This is a genomic window from Pusillimonas sp., assembly GCF_044464525.1.
Taxonomy (GTDB): Bacteria; Pseudomonadota; Gammaproteobacteria; order Burkholderiales; family Burkholderiaceae_B; genus Pusillimonas.
In genome coordinates this window covers 1-15,661 of record NZ_JBIQLE010000031.1, presented here as the reverse complement: position 1 = coordinate 15,661, position 15,661 = coordinate 1, and the positions used below count along the sequence as shown (strand labels likewise).

At 59.3% G+C, this 15,661-nt stretch carries 18 protein-coding genes and 1 pseudogene; 17 read left to right on the top strand and 2 right to left on the bottom strand.

The features are described from left to right. Position 1 precedes the first annotated feature (1 nt). The 14 genes from rpmD to dsbD all read left to right on the top strand — a co-directional run bounded on the left by rpmD (position 2) and on the right by dsbD (position 10,281). The gene (rpmD, locus tag ACIY1O_RS14490; RefSeq protein ID WP_017524017.1) at positions 2-190 is read left to right on the top strand and encodes a 50S ribosomal protein L30; all 189 of its coding nucleotides are present in this window, start codon (positions 2-4) and stop codon (positions 188-190) included. A gap of 11 nt (positions 191-201) precedes the next feature. Next, positions 202-642 (top strand): 50S ribosomal protein L15, encoded by a 441-nt coding sequence (gene rplO / locus ACIY1O_RS14485; protein ID WP_397475803.1) that lies wholly within the window; start codon positions 202-204, stop codon positions 640-642. A 10-nt stretch (positions 643-652) separates the two neighbouring features. Next, positions 653-1,978 carry a preprotein translocase subunit SecY gene (gene secY, locus ACIY1O_RS14480; protein ID WP_397475802.1) on the top strand — a complete coding sequence of 442 codons (1,326 nt, stop codon included), beginning with the start codon at positions 653-655 and terminating at the stop codon, positions 1,976-1,978. An 11-nt stretch (positions 1,979-1,989) separates the two neighbouring features. Then, entirely contained in the window at positions 1,990-2,208 is a 219-nt protein-coding gene (gene infA, locus ACIY1O_RS14475) for a translation initiation factor IF-1 (protein ID WP_397475801.1), read from the top strand. Between the two features lie 32 nt (positions 2,209-2,240). Beyond that, positions 2,241-2,354: a 50S ribosomal protein L36 gene (gene rpmJ, locus ACIY1O_RS14470; protein WP_026349781.1), complete on the top strand. Its 114-nt coding sequence runs from the start codon at positions 2,241-2,243 to the stop codon at positions 2,352-2,354. A gap of 36 nt (positions 2,355-2,390) precedes the next feature. Next, complete coding sequence (rpsM, locus tag ACIY1O_RS14465) at positions 2,391-2,756, top strand: 30S ribosomal protein S13 (RefSeq protein ID WP_017524020.1); 366 nt, start codon at positions 2,391-2,393, stop codon at positions 2,754-2,756. A gap of 14 nt (positions 2,757-2,770) precedes the next feature. Next, positions 2,771-3,172: a 30S ribosomal protein S11 gene (gene rpsK / locus ACIY1O_RS14460; protein ID WP_397475800.1), complete on the top strand. Its 402-nt coding sequence runs from the start codon at positions 2,771-2,773 to the stop codon at positions 3,170-3,172. Positions 3,173-3,181: 9 nt separating this feature from the next. Further along, a complete protein-coding gene (gene rpsD / locus ACIY1O_RS14455) occupies positions 3,182-3,805 on the top strand; it encodes a 30S ribosomal protein S4 (RefSeq protein ID WP_397475799.1) in 624 nt (207 codons plus the stop codon). Between the two features lie 147 nt (positions 3,806-3,952). Beyond that, positions 3,953-4,939, top strand: coding sequence for a DNA-directed RNA polymerase subunit alpha (locus ACIY1O_RS14450; protein ID WP_397475798.1), 987 nt, complete (start codon positions 3,953-3,955; stop codon positions 4,937-4,939). A gap of 198 nt (positions 4,940-5,137) precedes the next feature. Further along, positions 5,138-5,527, top strand: coding sequence for a 50S ribosomal protein L17 (gene rplQ, locus ACIY1O_RS14445; RefSeq protein ID WP_397475797.1), 390 nt, complete (start codon positions 5,138-5,140; stop codon positions 5,525-5,527). Between the two features lie 251 nt (positions 5,528-5,778). Beyond that, on the top strand, positions 5,779-6,951 hold the full coding sequence (locus ACIY1O_RS14440) for an ABC transporter substrate-binding protein (RefSeq protein ID WP_397475835.1): 1,173 nt from the start codon (positions 5,779-5,781) through the stop codon (positions 6,949-6,951). Positions 6,952-6,964: 13 nt separating this feature from the next. Further along, positions 6,965-7,858 (top strand): alpha/beta hydrolase, encoded by an 894-nt coding sequence (locus ACIY1O_RS14435; RefSeq protein ID WP_397475796.1) that lies wholly within the window; start codon positions 6,965-6,967, stop codon positions 7,856-7,858. 76 nt (positions 7,859-7,934) lie between these two features. Next, positions 7,935-8,264 carry a divalent-cation tolerance protein CutA gene (cutA, locus tag ACIY1O_RS14430; protein ID WP_397475795.1) on the top strand — a complete coding sequence of 110 codons (330 nt, stop codon included), beginning with the start codon at positions 7,935-7,937 and terminating at the stop codon, positions 8,262-8,264. A gap of 139 nt (positions 8,265-8,403) precedes the next feature. Continuing rightward, positions 8,404-10,281: a protein-disulfide reductase DsbD gene (dsbD, locus tag ACIY1O_RS14425; protein ID WP_397475834.1), complete on the top strand. Its 1,878-nt coding sequence runs from the start codon at positions 8,404-8,406 to the stop codon at positions 10,279-10,281. Between the two features lie 17 nt (positions 10,282-10,298). Here the strand turns inward: dsbD and hemB are convergent, their stop codons facing one another. Both hemB and yihA read right to left on the bottom strand, forming a co-directional pair. Continuing rightward, positions 10,299-11,309 (bottom strand): porphobilinogen synthase, encoded by a 1,011-nt coding sequence (gene hemB / locus ACIY1O_RS14420; RefSeq protein ID WP_397475794.1) that lies wholly within the window; start codon positions 11,307-11,309, stop codon positions 10,299-10,301. Beyond that, entirely contained in the window at positions 11,306-11,929 is a 624-nt protein-coding gene (gene yihA, locus ACIY1O_RS14415) for a ribosome biogenesis GTP-binding protein YihA/YsxC (RefSeq protein WP_397475793.1), read from the bottom strand. Before yihA ends, hemB begins: the two co-directional genes overlap by 4 nt. A gap of 159 nt (positions 11,930-12,088) precedes the next feature. On the opposite strand from yihA, the gene ACIY1O_RS14410 reads away from it, so the two are divergent. The 3 genes and pseudogenes from ACIY1O_RS14410 to ACIY1O_RS14400 form a co-directional block, all read left to right on the top strand. Then, positions 12,089-12,781: a c-type cytochrome gene (locus tag ACIY1O_RS14410; RefSeq protein WP_397475792.1), complete on the top strand. Its 693-nt coding sequence runs from the start codon at positions 12,089-12,091 to the stop codon at positions 12,779-12,781. A 209-nt stretch (positions 12,782-12,990) separates the two neighbouring features. After that, on the top strand, positions 12,991-14,967 hold the full coding sequence (locus ACIY1O_RS14405) for a cytochrome c biogenesis protein ResB (protein WP_397475833.1): 1,977 nt from the start codon (positions 12,991-12,993) through the stop codon (positions 14,965-14,967). Positions 14,968-14,979: 12 nt separating this feature from the next. Next, positions 14,980-15,661: pseudogene (locus ACIY1O_RS14400) on the top strand (c-type cytochrome biogenesis protein CcsB); the annotation flags it as partial.

The window sequence follows — 15,661 nt, the reverse complement described above, 5'->3', positions numbered from 1 at the left end:
CATGACGACACAGAAGCAAATCAAAGTAACGCTCGTGCGCTCTGTCATCGGCACCAAGCAATCCCATCGCGACACGGTTCGCGGCCTGGGCCTGCGTGGTCTGAACAGTAGTCGCGTGCTGGTCGATACTCCCGAGGTGCGTGGGATGATCCGTAAAGTGGATTACCTCGTTACCGTCTCGGAAGCCTGAAAGGAATCGGGATGTCAGAAACTCAACTGAACACACTGCAGCCGGCCGCCGGCAGCAAACACCCCAAGCGCCGAGTCGGCCGGGGTATTGGTTCCGGCCTGGGTAAAACCGCCGGCCGAGGCCACAAAGGTCAGAAGTCGCGTTCCGGCGGTTTCCATAAGGTCGGTTTCGAAGGCGGTCAAATGCCTTTGTACCGTCGCCTGCCCAAGCGTGGTTTTACTTCTCGCACTCAAATGCTGCGTGCCGAGGTTCGCCTGTCCGATCTTGAAGCTCTGCCCGTCGATGAAATCGACGTTCAGGTTCTCAAGCAGGCCGGCGTCATCGGCCAAAGCGTGCGTTACGCCAAAGTCATCAAGTCCGGCGAGCTGACCCGCAAGGTCGTGCTCAAGGGCGTGGGCGCCACGGCGGGTGCGCGTGCGGCAATCGAGGCCGCCGGCGGTTCGCTGGCTTAAGGGGTAGCGGGTGGCTAAAGCTCAGGCACAGAATAAAGCGGGGGCAAAGTACGGCGATCTCAAACGCCGTCTTGTCTTCCTGCTGCTCGCCCTGGTGGTATACCGTCTTGGCACGCACATTCCCGTGCCGGGCATCAACCCCGACGCACTGTCCGAGATGTTTCAACAGAACCAGGGCGGCATTCTGGGCCTGTTCAACATGTTCTCCGGCGGTGCGCTCGAGCGTTTCTCAGTGTTCGCTCTGGGCATCATGCCGTATATCTCGGCTGCCATTATCATGCAGCTGATGGCTGTGGTGGTGCCGACGCTCGAAGCCATCAAGAAAGAAGGCGAATCGGGTCGTCGCAAGATCACGCAGTACACGCGCTATGGCACGGTGTTGCTGGCGTTGGTCCAGGCAGTGGGCATTTCGGTCGCGCTGGAATCGCAGCCGGGCCTGGTTATAGACCCAGGCATGCTGTTTCGCTTTACCACGATAGTTTCGCTGGTTACCGGCACCATGTTCGTCATGTGGCTGGGCGAGCAGATTACCGAACGCGGCATTGGCAACGGTATTTCCATCATCATCTTCGCCGGTATTGTGGCGGGACTGCCCAGCGCATTAACGGGCATGCTTGATCTGGTGCGCACTGATGCAATGTCGATCCTGTCGGCGCTGTTCATCCTGGTGCTGGTGGTGGCGGTTACCTACTTCGTCGTGTTTGTCGAGCGTGGCCAACGACGCATTACCGTCAATTACGCCAAGCGGCAGGTCGGAAACAAAGTCTATGGCGGGCAAAGTTCGCATTTGCCCCTGAAGCTGAACATGTCCGGGGTCATTCCGCCCATTTTCGCTTCGTCCATTATTTTGCTGCCTGCAACAGTAACAAGCTGGTTCTCCAGCAACCCGAACATGCGCTGGCTGGGTGATTTGGCCGCTGCTTTGGCGCCGCACCAGCCGTTGTATGTAACATTGTTTTCGGCGCTGATCATTTTCTTCTGCTTCTTCTATACGGCTCTGGTATTTAACAGCCGCGAAACCGCAGACAACCTGAAGAAGAGCGGCGCTTTTATTCCGGGTATCCGTCCGGGCGAACAAACGTCCCGGTATGTTGACAAGATACTCATGCGCTTGACGCTGGCCGGGGCCATTTACATCACATTGGTGTGTTTGTTGCCCGAGTTCATGCAGATGCGCTGGAATGTACCGTTCTATTTTGGTGGCACTTCGTTGCTAATTATTGTGGTCGTGGCTATGGATTTCATGGCCCAGGCACAGGCTTACATGATGTCTCACCAGTACGACTCGCTGCTCAAGAAGGCGAACTTCAAGGGTGCGGGAATGCCAATGCGGTAAGAAGAACACAAATGGCAAAAGACGACGTCATACAAATGCAAGGAGAGGTTCTCGAAAACCTCCCCAACGCTACTTTTCGCGTCAAGTTGGAAAATGGCCATGTAGTGTTAGGCCACATTTCGGGCAAGATGCGCATGCATTACATCCGGATTTTGCCGGGTGACAAGGTCACAGTGGAGCTCACGCCCTATGATCTGTCTCGCGCCAGGATTATATTCCGCTCTAAATAAGCGGCCGGAACAAAGGAAACTAGGAGTCAACCATGAAGGTAATGGCATCGGTAAAGCGGATTTGCCGCCACTGCAAAATCATTAAACGTCACGGCGTGGTGCGTGTTATTTGCACCGACCCGCGTCACAAGCAGCGCCAAGGCTAATGGCCGCAGCGCAACAGATTTAAACAAGGAACAGTCATGGCCCGTATCGCTGGCATCAACATTCCGCCGCATAAGCACGCCGAAATCGGTCTCACCGCTATTTTTGGCATCGGTCGCACGCGCGCACGCAAAATCTGCGAGGCGTCCGGCATCGAATACTCCAAGAAGGTAAAAGACCTTACCGATGCCGAGCTGGAGCGTATTCGCGAACACGTCAACGTGTTCACCGTCGAAGGCGATCTGCGTCGCGAAGTACAACTTTCGATCAAGCGTCTGATCGACCTGGGAACCTATCGCGGCATGCGTCACAAGCGTGGCCTGCCTGTTCGTGGTCAACGCACGCGCACCAATGCCCGTACCCGCAAGGGTCCGCGCCGTGCCGCCGCGTCCCTGAAGAAATAATCGAGGATTAGAAGATGGCGAAAGCATCCAGCAGCAGCGCCTCGCGTGTGCGCAAAAAAGTCAAAAAGAGCGTTTCGGACGGCATTGCGCACGTTCACGCATCTTTCAACAACACCATCATTACCATTACCGATCGCCAGGGCAACACGCTTTCCTGGGCGACTTCGGGTGGCGCCGGCTTCAAGGGCTCGCGGAAATCCACGCCGTTTGCCGCGCAGGTCGCGGCGGAATCGGCCGGCCGCCTGGCTCAAGAATACGGCATCAAGACGCTTGAAGTCCGCATCAAGGGCCCCGGCCCCGGTCGCGAGTCGTCGGTGCGTGCGCTTAACGCGCTGGGCATCAAGATCTCCAGCATCTCGGACATCACGCCCATTCCGCACAATGGCTGCCGTCCGCCCAAGCGTCGTCGCATCTAAGAGGAAACCATGGCACGTTATATTGGACCCAAATGCAAGCTCTCGCGTCGCGAGGGTACCGACCTATTCCTGAAGAGCGCGCGTCGTTCGCTCGATTCGAAATGCAAACTCGAATCCAAGCCCGGCCAGCATGGCCGCATCTCGGGCGCCCGCACTTCTGACTTCGGCCTGCAATTGCGCGAAAAGCAAAAGCTCAAGCGCATGTACGGCGTACTTGAAAAGCAGTTTCGCAAGTACTTCGCCGAGGCTGAACGCCGCCGCGGCAACACCGGCGAAACGCTCATCCAGCTGCTCGAGTCGCGCCTGGACAACGTTGTCTACCGCATGGGCTTTGGTTCGACCCGCGCTGAAGCGCGCCAATTGGTCAACCACCGTTCGGTCGAACTCAATGGCAAGACCGCCGACATCGCGTCGATCATCGTCAAGCCCGGCGACATCATCTCCATCCGCGAGAAGTCCAAGGGCCAGCTTCGTATCCGCGAGTCGCTCGATCTGGCTTCCGGCCAGGGCATCCCCCAGTGGGTTGAGGTCGATTCCAGCAAGCTGTCCGGTACGTTCAAGCAGGTACCCGATCGCGCCGACGTCGCCCGCGATGTCAACGAGTCGATGGTCGTCGAATTGTATTCGCGTTAAAGCGCCATACATTATTTGCAGCATCAATTCGCAGCCCATGTTTCAGCCGTTTGCTGGAACCTGGGCTGTGTCAGCTACCGCATGACAAGCGGTCCATCCGTCAGCCTTATCGGTGTAACGAGCCGAGGGTATTGAAAAGGAACACACATGTCGTCTCAAGGTTTTCTGAAACCCCGTTCTATCGAAGTCGAGCCGGTTACCAAGAATCGCGCTCGCGTGATCATGGAGCCGTTCGAGCGTGGCTACGGCCATACTCTGGGTAATGCGCTGCGTCGCATCCTGCTGTCGTCCATGACGGGTTATGCGCCCACCGAGGTGCAGATCACTGGTGTCGTGCACGAGTACTCCACCATTGCAGGCGTGCGCGAAGACGTCGTCGACATCCTTCTTAACCTGAAGGGCGTGGTGTTCAAGCTGCACAACCGCGACGAAGTCACGCTCGTGCTGCGCAAAGAAGGCCAGGGCGTGGTTACCGCGGCCGATATCGAACTGCCGCACGACGTCGAGATCATCAACCCTGATCACGTCATTGCCAACCTTACAGAGGCCGGCAAGCTTGAAGTGCATATCAAGGTCGAGCAGGGCCGCGGCTATGTGCCGGGCAACGTGCGCGCCTTGATCGACGATCGTTCGCACACCATTGGCCGCATCGTGCTTGATGCCTCTTACAGCCCGGTTCGTCGCGTCAGCTACGCCGTCGAAAGCGCTCGTGTAGAGCAGCGCACCGACCTGGACAAGCTGGTTCTCGATATCGAGACCAACGGCGTGCTTTCGCCTGAAGAAGCTGTGCGTCAGTCGGCTCGCATCCTTATGGACCAAATCTCGGTGTTTGCAGCGCTTGAAGGTGTGGGCGATTCCTACGAGGCGCCTGCCCGTGGCACACCGCAGATCGATCCCGTGCTGCTGCGTCCAGTTGACGACCTCGAGCTTACCGTGCGTTCGGCGAACTGCCTCAAGGCCGAGAACATCTACTACATCGGTGATCTTATCCAGCGCACCGAAAACGAGCTGCTCAAGACCCCCAACCTGGGTCGCAAGTCGCTCAATGAAATCAAGGAAGTTCTTGCCGCGCGCGGCCTTACCTTGGGCATGAAGCTCGAGAATTGGCCGCCACTGGGTTTAGAGCGTCCTTAAGCAGTAAAGAGCCCGGTGCATGGTTTTGCGCCGGGCTTTTCGATGCCGCCGGGCTGTTGTGAAAAGGCCTTTGGCACATTGGCAACACCAATTTTTGTTGTATATTTTTACCCCTTCATCGGCCCGCAGATTTTCTGATAGAAGAGCCGGTAACCGCGAATACCTATTTTCGCAAACATAGATTCAAAGGAAATTATCATGCGTCACCGTCACGGTTTGCGTAAACTCAATCGCACCAGCTCGCATCGCCTCGCCATGTTCCGCAACATGGCCGTTTCGCTGCTTACCCACGAAGCCATCAAGACCACGCTGCCCAAAGCCAAAGAGCTGCGCCGCGTCGTCGAGCCTCTTATCACCCTGGGCAAAGAGCCCACCCTTGCGAACCGGCGTCTGGCTTTTGCCCGCTTGCGTGATCGCGACGCAGTAACCAAGTTGTTCGAAGTTGTGGGCCCGCGCTACAAAGAGCGCAACGGCGGTTATACCCGTGTGCTGAAAATGGGTTTCCGTCAGGGCGACAACGCGCCCATGGCGTTCATCGAGCTTGTCGACCGTCCCGAGCTTGAAGAAACCGAAGACGAAGCCGAGTAAAACAGCTTCGGCCGGCGGCTCTGCTTCCCGGTCAAGCCTTCCGCTTGAACGAACGCCCCAGGTTCGGACTCAGTCCGGATGTGGGGCGTTTGCTTTTGGCGGTGAGTTTGTTGCCGGTAATGGCCGGCAACGGCATTGCCTAATCTTATAAAAATAAATAGAATCTCGAAGACGAATAACTTTTTATAAAATCAGGTGGGCGTTTCCGCATGAAGCGTTTGTCGTCGACCAGTGAACAGAGGGTGGAAATTATGTTTGGCAAATTAACTTTGGCATGCCTTGGCGTTATTGGCCTTGGCTTGGCGCAAACCGCTGCGGCGGCCGACCCGCTACGCATCGGCTTTATCACCACCTTGTCGACACCAGCCGGTTACATAGGCGAAGACCAGCGCGACGCCTTTCAATTGGCTATTAATCAGGAAGGCGGCAAATTAGGCGGTGTGCCGGTCCAGTTGGTGATTGAAGACGATGGCCTCAAGCCGCCCACCGGCAAGCAGTCGGCCGAAAAAATGCTGCAAGAGGGCATACAGCTTTTCACGGGCATCAATTTTTCCAACGTATTGATGGCGGCAGTGCCCAGCATTCTGAAAGACGGCGCATTTTATGTCAGCCTTAACGCAGGTCCTTCTCAGTTTGCCGGCAAACGTTGCGACAAAAATTATTTCGTGGCGTCGTTTGAGAATACCTCGCTGCATGCGGCGGCGGGGCAGGCCGCCACCGCGCAAGGGTTCAAGAATGTGGCGTTGCTGGCTCCAAGCTATCAGGCAGGGCGGGACGCCCTTGCGGGTTTCAAGCGTTTGTATAAGGGCGAGGTGGCTGCTGAAATCTATACCAAGCTCGACCAATCGGATTTCTCGGTTGAACTGGCCCGTTTGCGCGACCTGGCCCCCGACGCCATTTACCAGTTCCATCCTGGCGGGGCGGGTATCAACTTTGCCAAGCAATACGCCAACTCGGGCTTGAAACAAACCATCCCGATGTTTCTTCCGGTGTTTTCAATGGACTTACGCATGATCCAGGCCACCGGCGACGCATCTGAAGGCCTGTACACGACCGCGCTGTGGTCCCCGCTGCTGGATATTCCGGAAAGCAAGCAGTTTGTCGAAGACTTCAAGAAGGCGTACGGCCGTGTGCCCACGCATTACGGGGCCTTGTCTTATGACACGGCATTGCTGATCGCCTCGGCCCTCAAAGCCGTCGACGGCGACCTGAGCCGTGCTGACGAATTCCGCGAAGCATTGCAAAAAGCCGACTTCAAGTCGGTGCGGGGCAACTTTGCCTTCGACACCAACCACCATCCCATTCAAGACTACTATCTTGCCAAGATTGAGGCGGATGAGAACGGCGACTTGATGCCCACGGTGCTGTCCAAGGTGTTGAGCGAACAGCGGGACGCATTCGCGGCCGAATGCGAAATGAACTGAGTCGGGGCGGGCATTGCAACAGCACAATAAGTCAGGCCAGGGCGCAGATCTTTATTTTGCGGATCTGGCCGAGCGAGGCCGGCAATACGACGCCCGCGGCTCCGTCGCCGATTTCGACGCTTGCGTGGCGCAGTACGCCCGCCTTGCACGAGAAGTGAACCGGGATTGCGTGGGCCTTTACGACCTGCAGTACGGCCAGGCGGCAGCCGAGCGTCTTGACGTGTTTCCCACCGTGCTGGGCAAGCAACCCGCGCCGGTCTTCATCTTCATACATGGGGGCTATTGGCGGTCTCAGGCCAAAGAAGACGCCCCCATCATGGTGAAGCCCTTTACGCAGGCCGGCGTTGCAGTTTGCACGCTCGAGTACACCTTGTTGCCCGAAGCCACTTTGCCCGAGGTGGTCAGGCAAGTACGCAGCGCCGTGGCTTGGCTGTATCGCAATGGCCTGCAGTACGGCATTGACCCAAACCGGCTGTACGTGGGCGGCAGCTCGGCCGGCGCGCACCTGGCAGCCATGGCCACGGCGCAGGGCTGGGCGTCTTTGTACGGTCTGCCTGAAGACGTGGTCAAGGGGCTTGCCGGCCTTAGCGGCTTATACGAGCTGGCCCCCTTATGCCAGATCGCGCCGAACGAGTGGCTGCAACTTCACGCTGACCAAACGGCTCGGGTCAGCCCTTTGCACCACTTGCCGCGTGCGGGGCTGCCGGTAGTGCTGGCGGTCGGGGGGCTGGAAACCGAAGGCTTCAAGAATCAAACCACCGCATACGAGGCGGCGTGTCGCGCGGCCGGCCTGGGCGTTAACCGGGTTCATGTGCCTCAATGCAATCATTTTGATCTTCTGTGCGAGTGGGCCGATTCACAAAGTGATTTATCCGCCGCTGTCCTCGACATGATCCTGGCTGCCTGAACCCTCCCGCCGATGGGGTTTCGACCAAACCGCTAAAATGGGCTGATTTCACGAGTTTCCGAAAAGGGGGATGCCCATGGCGCACGACGTAGTGGTGGTATTAAGCAATGCTCCCGATCAGTTGCTGGCCAAGCGCATCGCGCACATGCTGGTCGAAGAGGGCCTGGCTGCCTGCGTGAACCTTGGCGCGCCCGCATTGTCCATGTATATGTGGGAGGGCAAGCTCGAAGGAGCCGAGGAAATTCCCCTGGTCATCAAGACGACCCAGTCGGCTCTACCTGCCATGACTGATCGTCTCACTGAATTGCATCCCTACGAAGTGCCCGAAATACTGGTCATGCCGGTTGCGGGTGGGGCCCAGCCATACCTGGACTGGGTGCGAGAGCAAACGTCGGCGCGATCCTAGGGTTGCGGCCAGGCATAAGGAAAAGCGAATGTTGTCGAGGTTAAGCCCTGCAGGTTGGCGTGGCAATGCAGGGGCGCGTGGTTGCGGCTGGTTATTCCCGCAGTTTCGTCAGGCAGGCAAGGCGGTGCAGGTTCTATGGATGGCGCTTGCGCTTGTGGTCGCTGCGGCCTTGCCGGCAGGGCCGGCGCAGGCGCAAGACGAGTTCCTTGACCCGGCCGAGGCATTCGTCTTGGCGGCAGCCATGGAGAACCCCACCGAACTGCACGTGCATTTTCGCATCGCGCCCGACTATTACATGTACCGAGAGCGCTTCTCTTTCGAGGTTGACGCTCCCGTTGCGGGCGAACCCATCTATCCGCGCGGCTTGGTCAAATATGACCCCACCTTCGATGAGAACATGGAGGTCTACCACGACCAGGTCACGATACGCCTGCCCTTGCAGGCGGGCGCAACCCAGCCAGTGCCCTTGCGCATTACCGGCCAGGGCTGTGCCAATGCCGGATTATGCTACCCGCCGATGACCTTCGCCCTGCAGCTTGTGCCGGTCGATCAGGGCTACCTGGTGCAGGGAGAGGGCGTGGTGGAAAGCGTGCCGCCTCCGCAAGACGAAATTGCCAGGCAAACCTCCGCCGCAGCAAGCGCACAGGGCCAGGGTACAGGCGGGGTATTGAGCCTGGGCGATACCGGGCTGGCGTCTTATCTGGCCGGCATCGGCTGGTTCGAACTGATCGGATTGGCCCTGTTGTTCGGGCTGCTGCTTACATTCACGCCTTGCGTGCTGCCCATGGTTCCCATCGTGATGGCAGTGGTCGTCGGCGACGCGCGTAGCCGTGGCGCTGCCGGCCGGTGGCGCGGTCTCGGTCTGGCCGCCTGCTATGTCTTGGGCATGTCGGTGGTTTACACCATACTGGGCGTTGCAGCGGGCCTGGTCGGGGCCAGCCTGGCCGCTTGGCTGCAGACACCTTGGGTGCTGGCTGTATTCGCCTTGCTGCTGGCCTTGCTGGCCCTGGCCATGTTCGATGTCTACACCTTCCAGGCTCCTGCGCGGCTTCAATCGGGGCTTAGTGAAAGGGCCTCGCGCATACCCGGGGGGCGATGGGGCGGCGCCTTCCTGCTGGGCATGGTGTCGGCGTTGATTGTCGGGCCGTGCGTGGCGGCGCCCTTGGCTGGTGTCTTGCTGTTCATTTCCCAGACCGGCGACGTGGTCCTGGGCGGCAGCGCCTTGTTTGCCATGGCTTGGGGCCAGGGCGCCTTGCTGTTGGTGCTGGGAGCCACCTCGGGTGCGCTGATGCCGCGCGCCGGCCCCTGGATGGATGGGGTCAAGCAGTTCTTCGGCATGTTGCTGCTGGCCACTGCCTGGTGGATGCTGCGGCCTGTGGCGCCCGCCTGGTTGGGCATGCTGGGCTGGGCCTTCCTGGCGATGTGTAGTGCTGTCTTGCTGGGTGTATTCGGGCGGCGTGGGGGCCTGCCGGTGTCCACCGGCGCCACGGGCCTATGGCGCAGCGTGTTGCGCGCGGCCGGGCTGCTGTTGGCCGTATGGTCGATATTGCTCTTGGTGGGTTTGGCCGCCGGAGCACGAGACGTTCTCAGGCCGCTGGCGGCTTTTACAGCGCCTGCCTCGATTGCATCCGGCGGTGTGCCCGCGGCGGCGCAGGCGCCCGAATTCCAGCGGGTTGCGTCCGTGGCCGAACTTGACCAGTTGGTGGCTGAATCTGATCGGCCCGTGATGCTCGATTTCTATGCCGATTGGTGCATCTCGTGCATCGAGATGGAGCGTTTTACATTCAGCGAGCCACAGGTGGCGCGGCGCATGGGCGAGTTTCTTCTGGTCCAGGCCGACGTAACCGCCAATACGCCGGATGACCGCGAACTATTGCGCCGCTTCAATTTATTCGGCCCTCCCGGAATCATCTTCTTTGACCGGCAAGGGGCTGAACTGGCCGATCGTGTGATCGGTTTCCAAAACGCCGAACGCTTCGGCGCAGTGCTGGACGAGGTATTGAAGAAAGCGGGGTAATAGTAAGATGCCGCGCTTCAGGCTTTCAACAGCTTGGCCGCATGCACGGCGAAGTAGGTGAGTATGCCGTCGCCGCCGGCGCGCTTGAAGGCCAGTAAAGACTCCATGACCACTTTGTCGTGGTCCAGCCAGCCATTGGCGGCCGCCGCCTTGAGCATGGCGTATTCGCCGCTTACCTGGTAGGCGAAGGTGGGCATGCCAAAGGCTTGCTTGACGTCGCGCAGCACGTCCAGGTAGGGCATGCCCGGTTTTACCATCACCATGTCCGCGCCCTCGCGAATGTCGGCCGCTACTTCGCGTAAAGCCTCGTTTCGGTTGGCGGGGTCCATCTGGTAGGTGGCCTTATTCGACTTGCCCAGGTTGGCGGACGAGCCGACGGCGTCCCGGAAGGGGCCGTAGAAGGCGCTGGCGTACTTGGCCGAGTAGGCCATGATGCGCGTGTGGATATGGTTTTGCGCTTCAAGCGCACGCCGTACCGCGCCGATGCGGCCATCCATCATGTCGCTGGGGGCGACAATATCCACGCCCGCCTGGGCCTGCACCAGCGCCTGCTTGACCAGGACCTCTACCGTCGGTTCGTTCAGAACATAGCCTTCGTCGTCGATGACGCCATCCTGGCCGTGGCTGGTGTAGGGGTCGAGCGCAACGTCGGTAAGCACGCCAAGCTCAGGAAAGCGCTGCTTGATGGCTGCCACGGTGCGCGGAATGAGGCCGTCGGGGTTGGCGGCCTCGATGCCGTCGGGCGTTTTCAAGTTGTCTTCAATGGCCGGAAACAGCGCCATGACAGGTATGCCCAGCCTGACGCACTCTTCGGCCACGGGAAGCAAGGTGTCGGGCGAGTAACGCACGACGTCGGGCATGGAGGGCACCGGCTGGCGCACATTGCTGCCCTCTGTGACGAAGACCGGATAAATGAGATCGTCGGCGCTGAGGCTGTGTTCGCGCACCAGGCGCCGGGTGAAGTCATCGTGGCGGTTGCGGCGCGGGCGCGAGGACGGAAAATCAACTGAGGGCAAAAATTGTGTCATGGCACGACCTTGGGAGAAATCCAGTTTTCAATGTGGGCGGTGGCTTCTTCGAGCCCGATGCGGTGGGTGGCTGAAAAAGGCAGGGCGGTGAGCGAGCCCAGCTCGGTCAATTCTTTTCTGATGGCCGCCACCGCCTTAAGCCTTTGGCCATAGGGGAACTTATCGGCCTTGGTCAGCAGCGCCAGCACTGGACGACCCGTGGGAGCTATCCAATGTGCAAGGCGACGGTCGAGTTCTGTGAGGCCGCGGCGAATGTCGAGCAGCAAGACAATGCCGGCCAGCGACTCTCGTTGCTGCAGATAGCCGCCCAGGACATCGGCCCACTCTTCACGCGCCTCTCGGGCGACCGAAGCATAGCCGTAGCCCGGCAGGTCGACCAGAAAACCCAGCGACTGCCCGGGCTCGATCGGGTCGGGAATGCCGAAGAAATTAATCAGGCGGGTACGCCCCGGTGTCTTGCTGGAGAATGCAAGCCGCCTTTGGTTGGCCAGTACATTTATAGCCGATGATTTGCCGGCATTTGACCGGCCCACAAAGGCGACCTCGGCGGTGGTGGGGGGCGGCAACTGGTCGAGGCGTGCGGCCGAAACGGTAAAAGTAGCGCGATGCAGGATGGACAATGTGAGGCCTGGGCAGTTTGATTCAACCGCTATTGTATAATTTCGGATTTGAAACTGTTGCGGTCATTTTGTACGGGCCTGTTGTGGGCCCGAAAATTTGACATTTCAAGCCGGCCACGGTCGGCGCCAAGATCGAATAAGCGATCCGTCGAGGTTTTCATGAAGCGTGTGCTTTCCAGAATATTAATTATCAGCGGCGTGATGCTTGGCTGTTCCGCGGTTTCCGTAGGCTATGCGCAAGAAGCCGGCGCCAAGCCCGATGCAGCCAAGGGCGAGGCCCTATATGTCGACGGCGACATGGGCCGTGGTATTGTTTCCTGTGCAAGCTGTCATGGCGCGGCCGGCAACAGCACCCTTCCAGTAAACCCCAATCTGGCCGGCCAGGCGCACGAATACATCGCCCGCCAGCTTCACGACTTCAAGCCCGATGACGACAAGCCGGCCAAACGCACCGGCCCCGATGGCGCACCCTCGGTCATGACGCCCATGGCCGCGCCGCTTACCGATGAAGACATCCAGAACGTTTCCTACTATTTGGGCCAGCAGAAGCTCGACTATGAAACGGCGGCCACCGCTACGAACGAAGCAACCATGCAGCGCGGTCAAGAAATCTGGCGCGGCGGCATTCCCGACAAGCGCGTGCCTTCCTGCGCGGGCTGCCATTCGCCCAACGGCGCGGGTGTGCCGGGTGAATTCCCCCGTCTGTCGGGCCAGTTCCCCGGCTACATAGCAGACCAGCTCAGGCTGTTCCGTAGTAATGATCGCGCCAACGCCATCATGCACGACATTGCTGATCGCATGTCCGATTCCGACATCGCGGCCGTGGCAGACTACGCAGCGGGACTGCGCTAAAGTGTAGTTTCGGTCCGGCGCCAGAACCAAAACGGCGCCGACCGGTCAATCAGAAGGGGGGAGCCGGCGCGCCGGCGCTCCCCTTTTTGTCATGGACGCCCATTGGCTGCGGTCTATACGGCGCTGCGGTATTTTTTGAATACGAACTTGTGAATCAAACCAACTCTCTGCGAAGCTTCGGCGCCGATCTGATCGAACTGCTTGGTTCAATGCGGTTTGCCGTCAGCCTGTTGATGTTCATCTGCGTGGCCAGCATCATCGGAACGGTACTTGCGCAGAACCAGGTGGCCAATAGCTATATCGACCAGTTCGGCCCGTTCTGGTTCGAATTGTTCGACAAATTTGCCATCTGGCACGTGTATAACAGCTGGTGGTTTTTGCTGATCATGGCTTTTTTGGTGGTGTCCACCAGCATCTGCCTGATGCGCAACACGCCCAAGATGTTGCGCGATATGCGTTCATTTCGCGAATACGTGCGCGGCAGCAGCTTGCGCGCCTTTCATCACCGCGTCGAGGCGGAATCAGCTGATTCACCCGAACAGGCGCTACAAAAGATCGGTCCCTGGCTCGAAGCGCACGGCTATCGGTACAAAACGCGCCACGACGGCGAGTCGGTGATGTTGGCGGCCAAAAAAGGCGCGGCCAACCGGCTGGGCTACATTTTCGCGCATGCGGCCATCGTGGTCATTGCGGTGGGCGGCCTGCTTGACAGCGAACTGCCGGTGCGATTGCAAGTGTGGCTTGGCGGCAAGGCGCCCATTACCGAGAACATGCTTATCTCTGAGGTGCCCGCTTCGGGCCGGCTCTCGGCGGCAAACCCCAGCTACCGTTCCAATATGCTTTTGCCCGAAGGCAGCCGCAGCGCAAGCGGCATCGTTGCCGTCGGCGAGGGCGTGCTGGTTCAGCCCCTGCCGTTCTCGATCAAGCTCAACAAGTTCGAGGTAACTTACTATTCCACCGGCATGCCCAGCTCGTTCAAGAGCTATGTCGAAGTCAACGACCCGGATACCGACGAAACCTTTGACAGCCTGATCGAAGTGAACGAGCCGTTGCGCTACAAGGGCGTTACCGTCTATCAGTCCAGCCTGGACGACGGAGGCAGTCATCTCAAATTGACGGCCTATCCGCTCGAAGGCGCCGGAAGCAAACCGTTCCAGGTTGAAGGCACAGTCGGGCAAAATAGCGAAATCACCTTGGGCGACGAACAGGGGGGCCGGCAGACCGTGGCAGTGGATATGTCGGGGCTGCGAGTGATCAACGTCGAGAACATGGCGCCCGGTGTTGAACCCCAGCCCAAAGCCATGATCGAGCACGTGGCGTCCGTAACCGGAAGCGCCGCGGGAGCGTCGAACGAGCATCTGCGCAACGTCGGGCCCAGTGTGCAGTATCGCGTCATCGGCCGCGATGGCCAGGCGCACGAATTCAATAACTACATGCTGCCCATCGAGCTTGATGGCCATTGGGTCTTTCTGGCGGGTGTAAGGCAGTCTGAGGCGGAAGACTACCGCTACATGCGCATTCCCGCCGACGCAGATAACTCGCTGGCCGAATTCATGCATCTGCGGGCCGCGCTGCAAGACCCGGCCCTGCGCCAGTTGGCCGCCACCCGCTTCGCCGAGCAGAATGCGGGCAGCGACGCCCAGCGCCCTTTGCTGCAAAAAGCGGCGCTGGGCGCCATAGAGGCGTTTGCGCGGCAAGGCTTCGACGCCCTGATCGAACGCGTGCCCGAAGCAGAGCGCGAAAGCGTGTTGGGCTTTGCCGTGCCCATGATTCAGCTGACCCTTTCCGAGCTGTACGATATCGACAGGGCGCGCCGTGGTCTAGAGGCCAACACCGACTCTCAAGAGGGCGCAGATTGGCTCAGGCTGTCGTTGCTGGCTCTGGCCAATCTGCCAAATTATCCGGCGCCGATATTCCTGTCGCTTAACAGCTTCGAAGAAGTGCAGGCCAGCGTCTTCCAAATCGCCCGCAGTCCGGGTAAAAATACTGTATACCTGGGGTGTCTGTTCCTGGTCATAGGCGTGTTCTCCATGTTTTATATCCGCGATCGGCGCATATGGGTCTGGATCGTTCCCGATGGGCGCGGCAGTCGTTTGCAGGCCGCCATGACATCACAGCGGCGCAACCTGGATTTCAATCAAGAGTTTGAACGTTTCCGGGATGCGTTCCGGCGTTTGACCACGTAACGAGGTTTCCTCATGTCTGAATCGACCTACAACGCTCCCATGTGGCACGAAACCATGTCCGCCAGCGGCGACGCCCGGGGCCAAAGGGGCAAGCCTGACTGGACCGACGTGGCTTTCTTCCTGCTGCTGGTGGCCGGCGCAGCCTATGCCTTGTTCGCCTTTGGCGACAGCATGGACTACTACGAAAAAATCATTCTGGCCGGGTCGGTGCTGGGTTTCGCCTGGATGGGCTGGCTCTGGAGGCCGCTGCGCACCCTGATGGTCGCCTGTGGCTTGTCGGCCCTGTTCGCCATCTGGTTGTACAGCGATGGGGGCGGCCTGGGTCAGGGCGACATCACCCGTTCGGAAACGGTTTTTTTGCTTAAATATCTGTTCTCGTCGCAGTCGGCCATCTTGTGGATGTGCGCCCTGTTCTTTTTGGCCACCATTTGCTACTGGATAGGCTTTGTCAGCAAGACTGCGGCATGGCTCGGCACGGTGCTGACCTGGAGCGCGGTGTATGCCGGCAGCACGGGCCTGCTGGTTCGCTGGCGCGAGGGCCATTTGCTTGGGCCCGACATCGGCCACATTCCGGTCAGCAATCTGTACGAAGTGTTCGTGCTGTTTGCGCTGATCACGGCCCTGTTTTATCTGTACTACGAGAGGCGCTACGCAACGCGTGCGCTTGGCGGCTTCGTGCTGCTGGTGGTCAGTT

Excerpts from the sequence above, each read along its gene's own strand:
- rpmD (WP_017524017.1), top strand. The coding sequence starts at position 2 with ATGACGACACAGAAGCAAATCAAAGTAACGCTCGTGCGCTCTGTCATC.
- rplO (WP_397475803.1), top strand. The coding sequence starts at position 202 with ATGTCAGAAACTCAACTGAACACACTGCAGCCGGCCGCCGGCAGCAAA.
- infA (WP_397475801.1), top strand. The coding sequence starts at position 1,990 with ATGGCAAAAGACGACGTCATACAAATGCAAGGAGAGGTTCTCGAAAAC.
- rpmJ (WP_026349781.1), top strand. The coding sequence starts at position 2,241 with ATGAAGGTAATGGCATCGGTAAAGCGGATTTGCCGCCACTGCAAAATC.
- rpsM (WP_017524020.1), top strand. The coding sequence starts at position 2,391 with ATGGCCCGTATCGCTGGCATCAACATTCCGCCGCATAAGCACGCCGAA.
- rpsK (WP_397475800.1), top strand. The coding sequence starts at position 2,771 with ATGGCGAAAGCATCCAGCAGCAGCGCCTCGCGTGTGCGCAAAAAAGTC.
- rpsD (WP_397475799.1), top strand. The coding sequence starts at position 3,182 with ATGGCACGTTATATTGGACCCAAATGCAAGCTCTCGCGTCGCGAGGGT.
- ACIY1O_RS14450 (WP_397475798.1), top strand. The coding sequence starts at position 3,953 with ATGTCGTCTCAAGGTTTTCTGAAACCCCGTTCTATCGAAGTCGAGCCG.
- rplQ (WP_397475797.1), top strand. The coding sequence starts at position 5,138 with ATGCGTCACCGTCACGGTTTGCGTAAACTCAATCGCACCAGCTCGCAT.
- ACIY1O_RS14440 (WP_397475835.1), top strand. The coding sequence starts at position 5,779 with ATGTTTGGCAAATTAACTTTGGCATGCCTTGGCGTTATTGGCCTTGGC.
- cutA (WP_397475795.1), top strand. The coding sequence starts at position 7,935 with ATGGCGCACGACGTAGTGGTGGTATTAAGCAATGCTCCCGATCAGTTG.
- dsbD (WP_397475834.1), top strand. The coding sequence starts at position 8,404 with ATGGCGCTTGCGCTTGTGGTCGCTGCGGCCTTGCCGGCAGGGCCGGCG.
- hemB (WP_397475794.1), bottom strand. The coding sequence starts at position 11,309 with ATGACACAATTTTTGCCCTCAGTTGATTTTCCGTCCTCGCGCCCGCGC.
- ACIY1O_RS14410 (WP_397475792.1), top strand. The coding sequence starts at position 12,089 with ATGAAGCGTGTGCTTTCCAGAATATTAATTATCAGCGGCGTGATGCTT.
- ACIY1O_RS14405 (WP_397475833.1), top strand. The coding sequence starts at position 12,991 with ATGCGGTTTGCCGTCAGCCTGTTGATGTTCATCTGCGTGGCCAGCATC.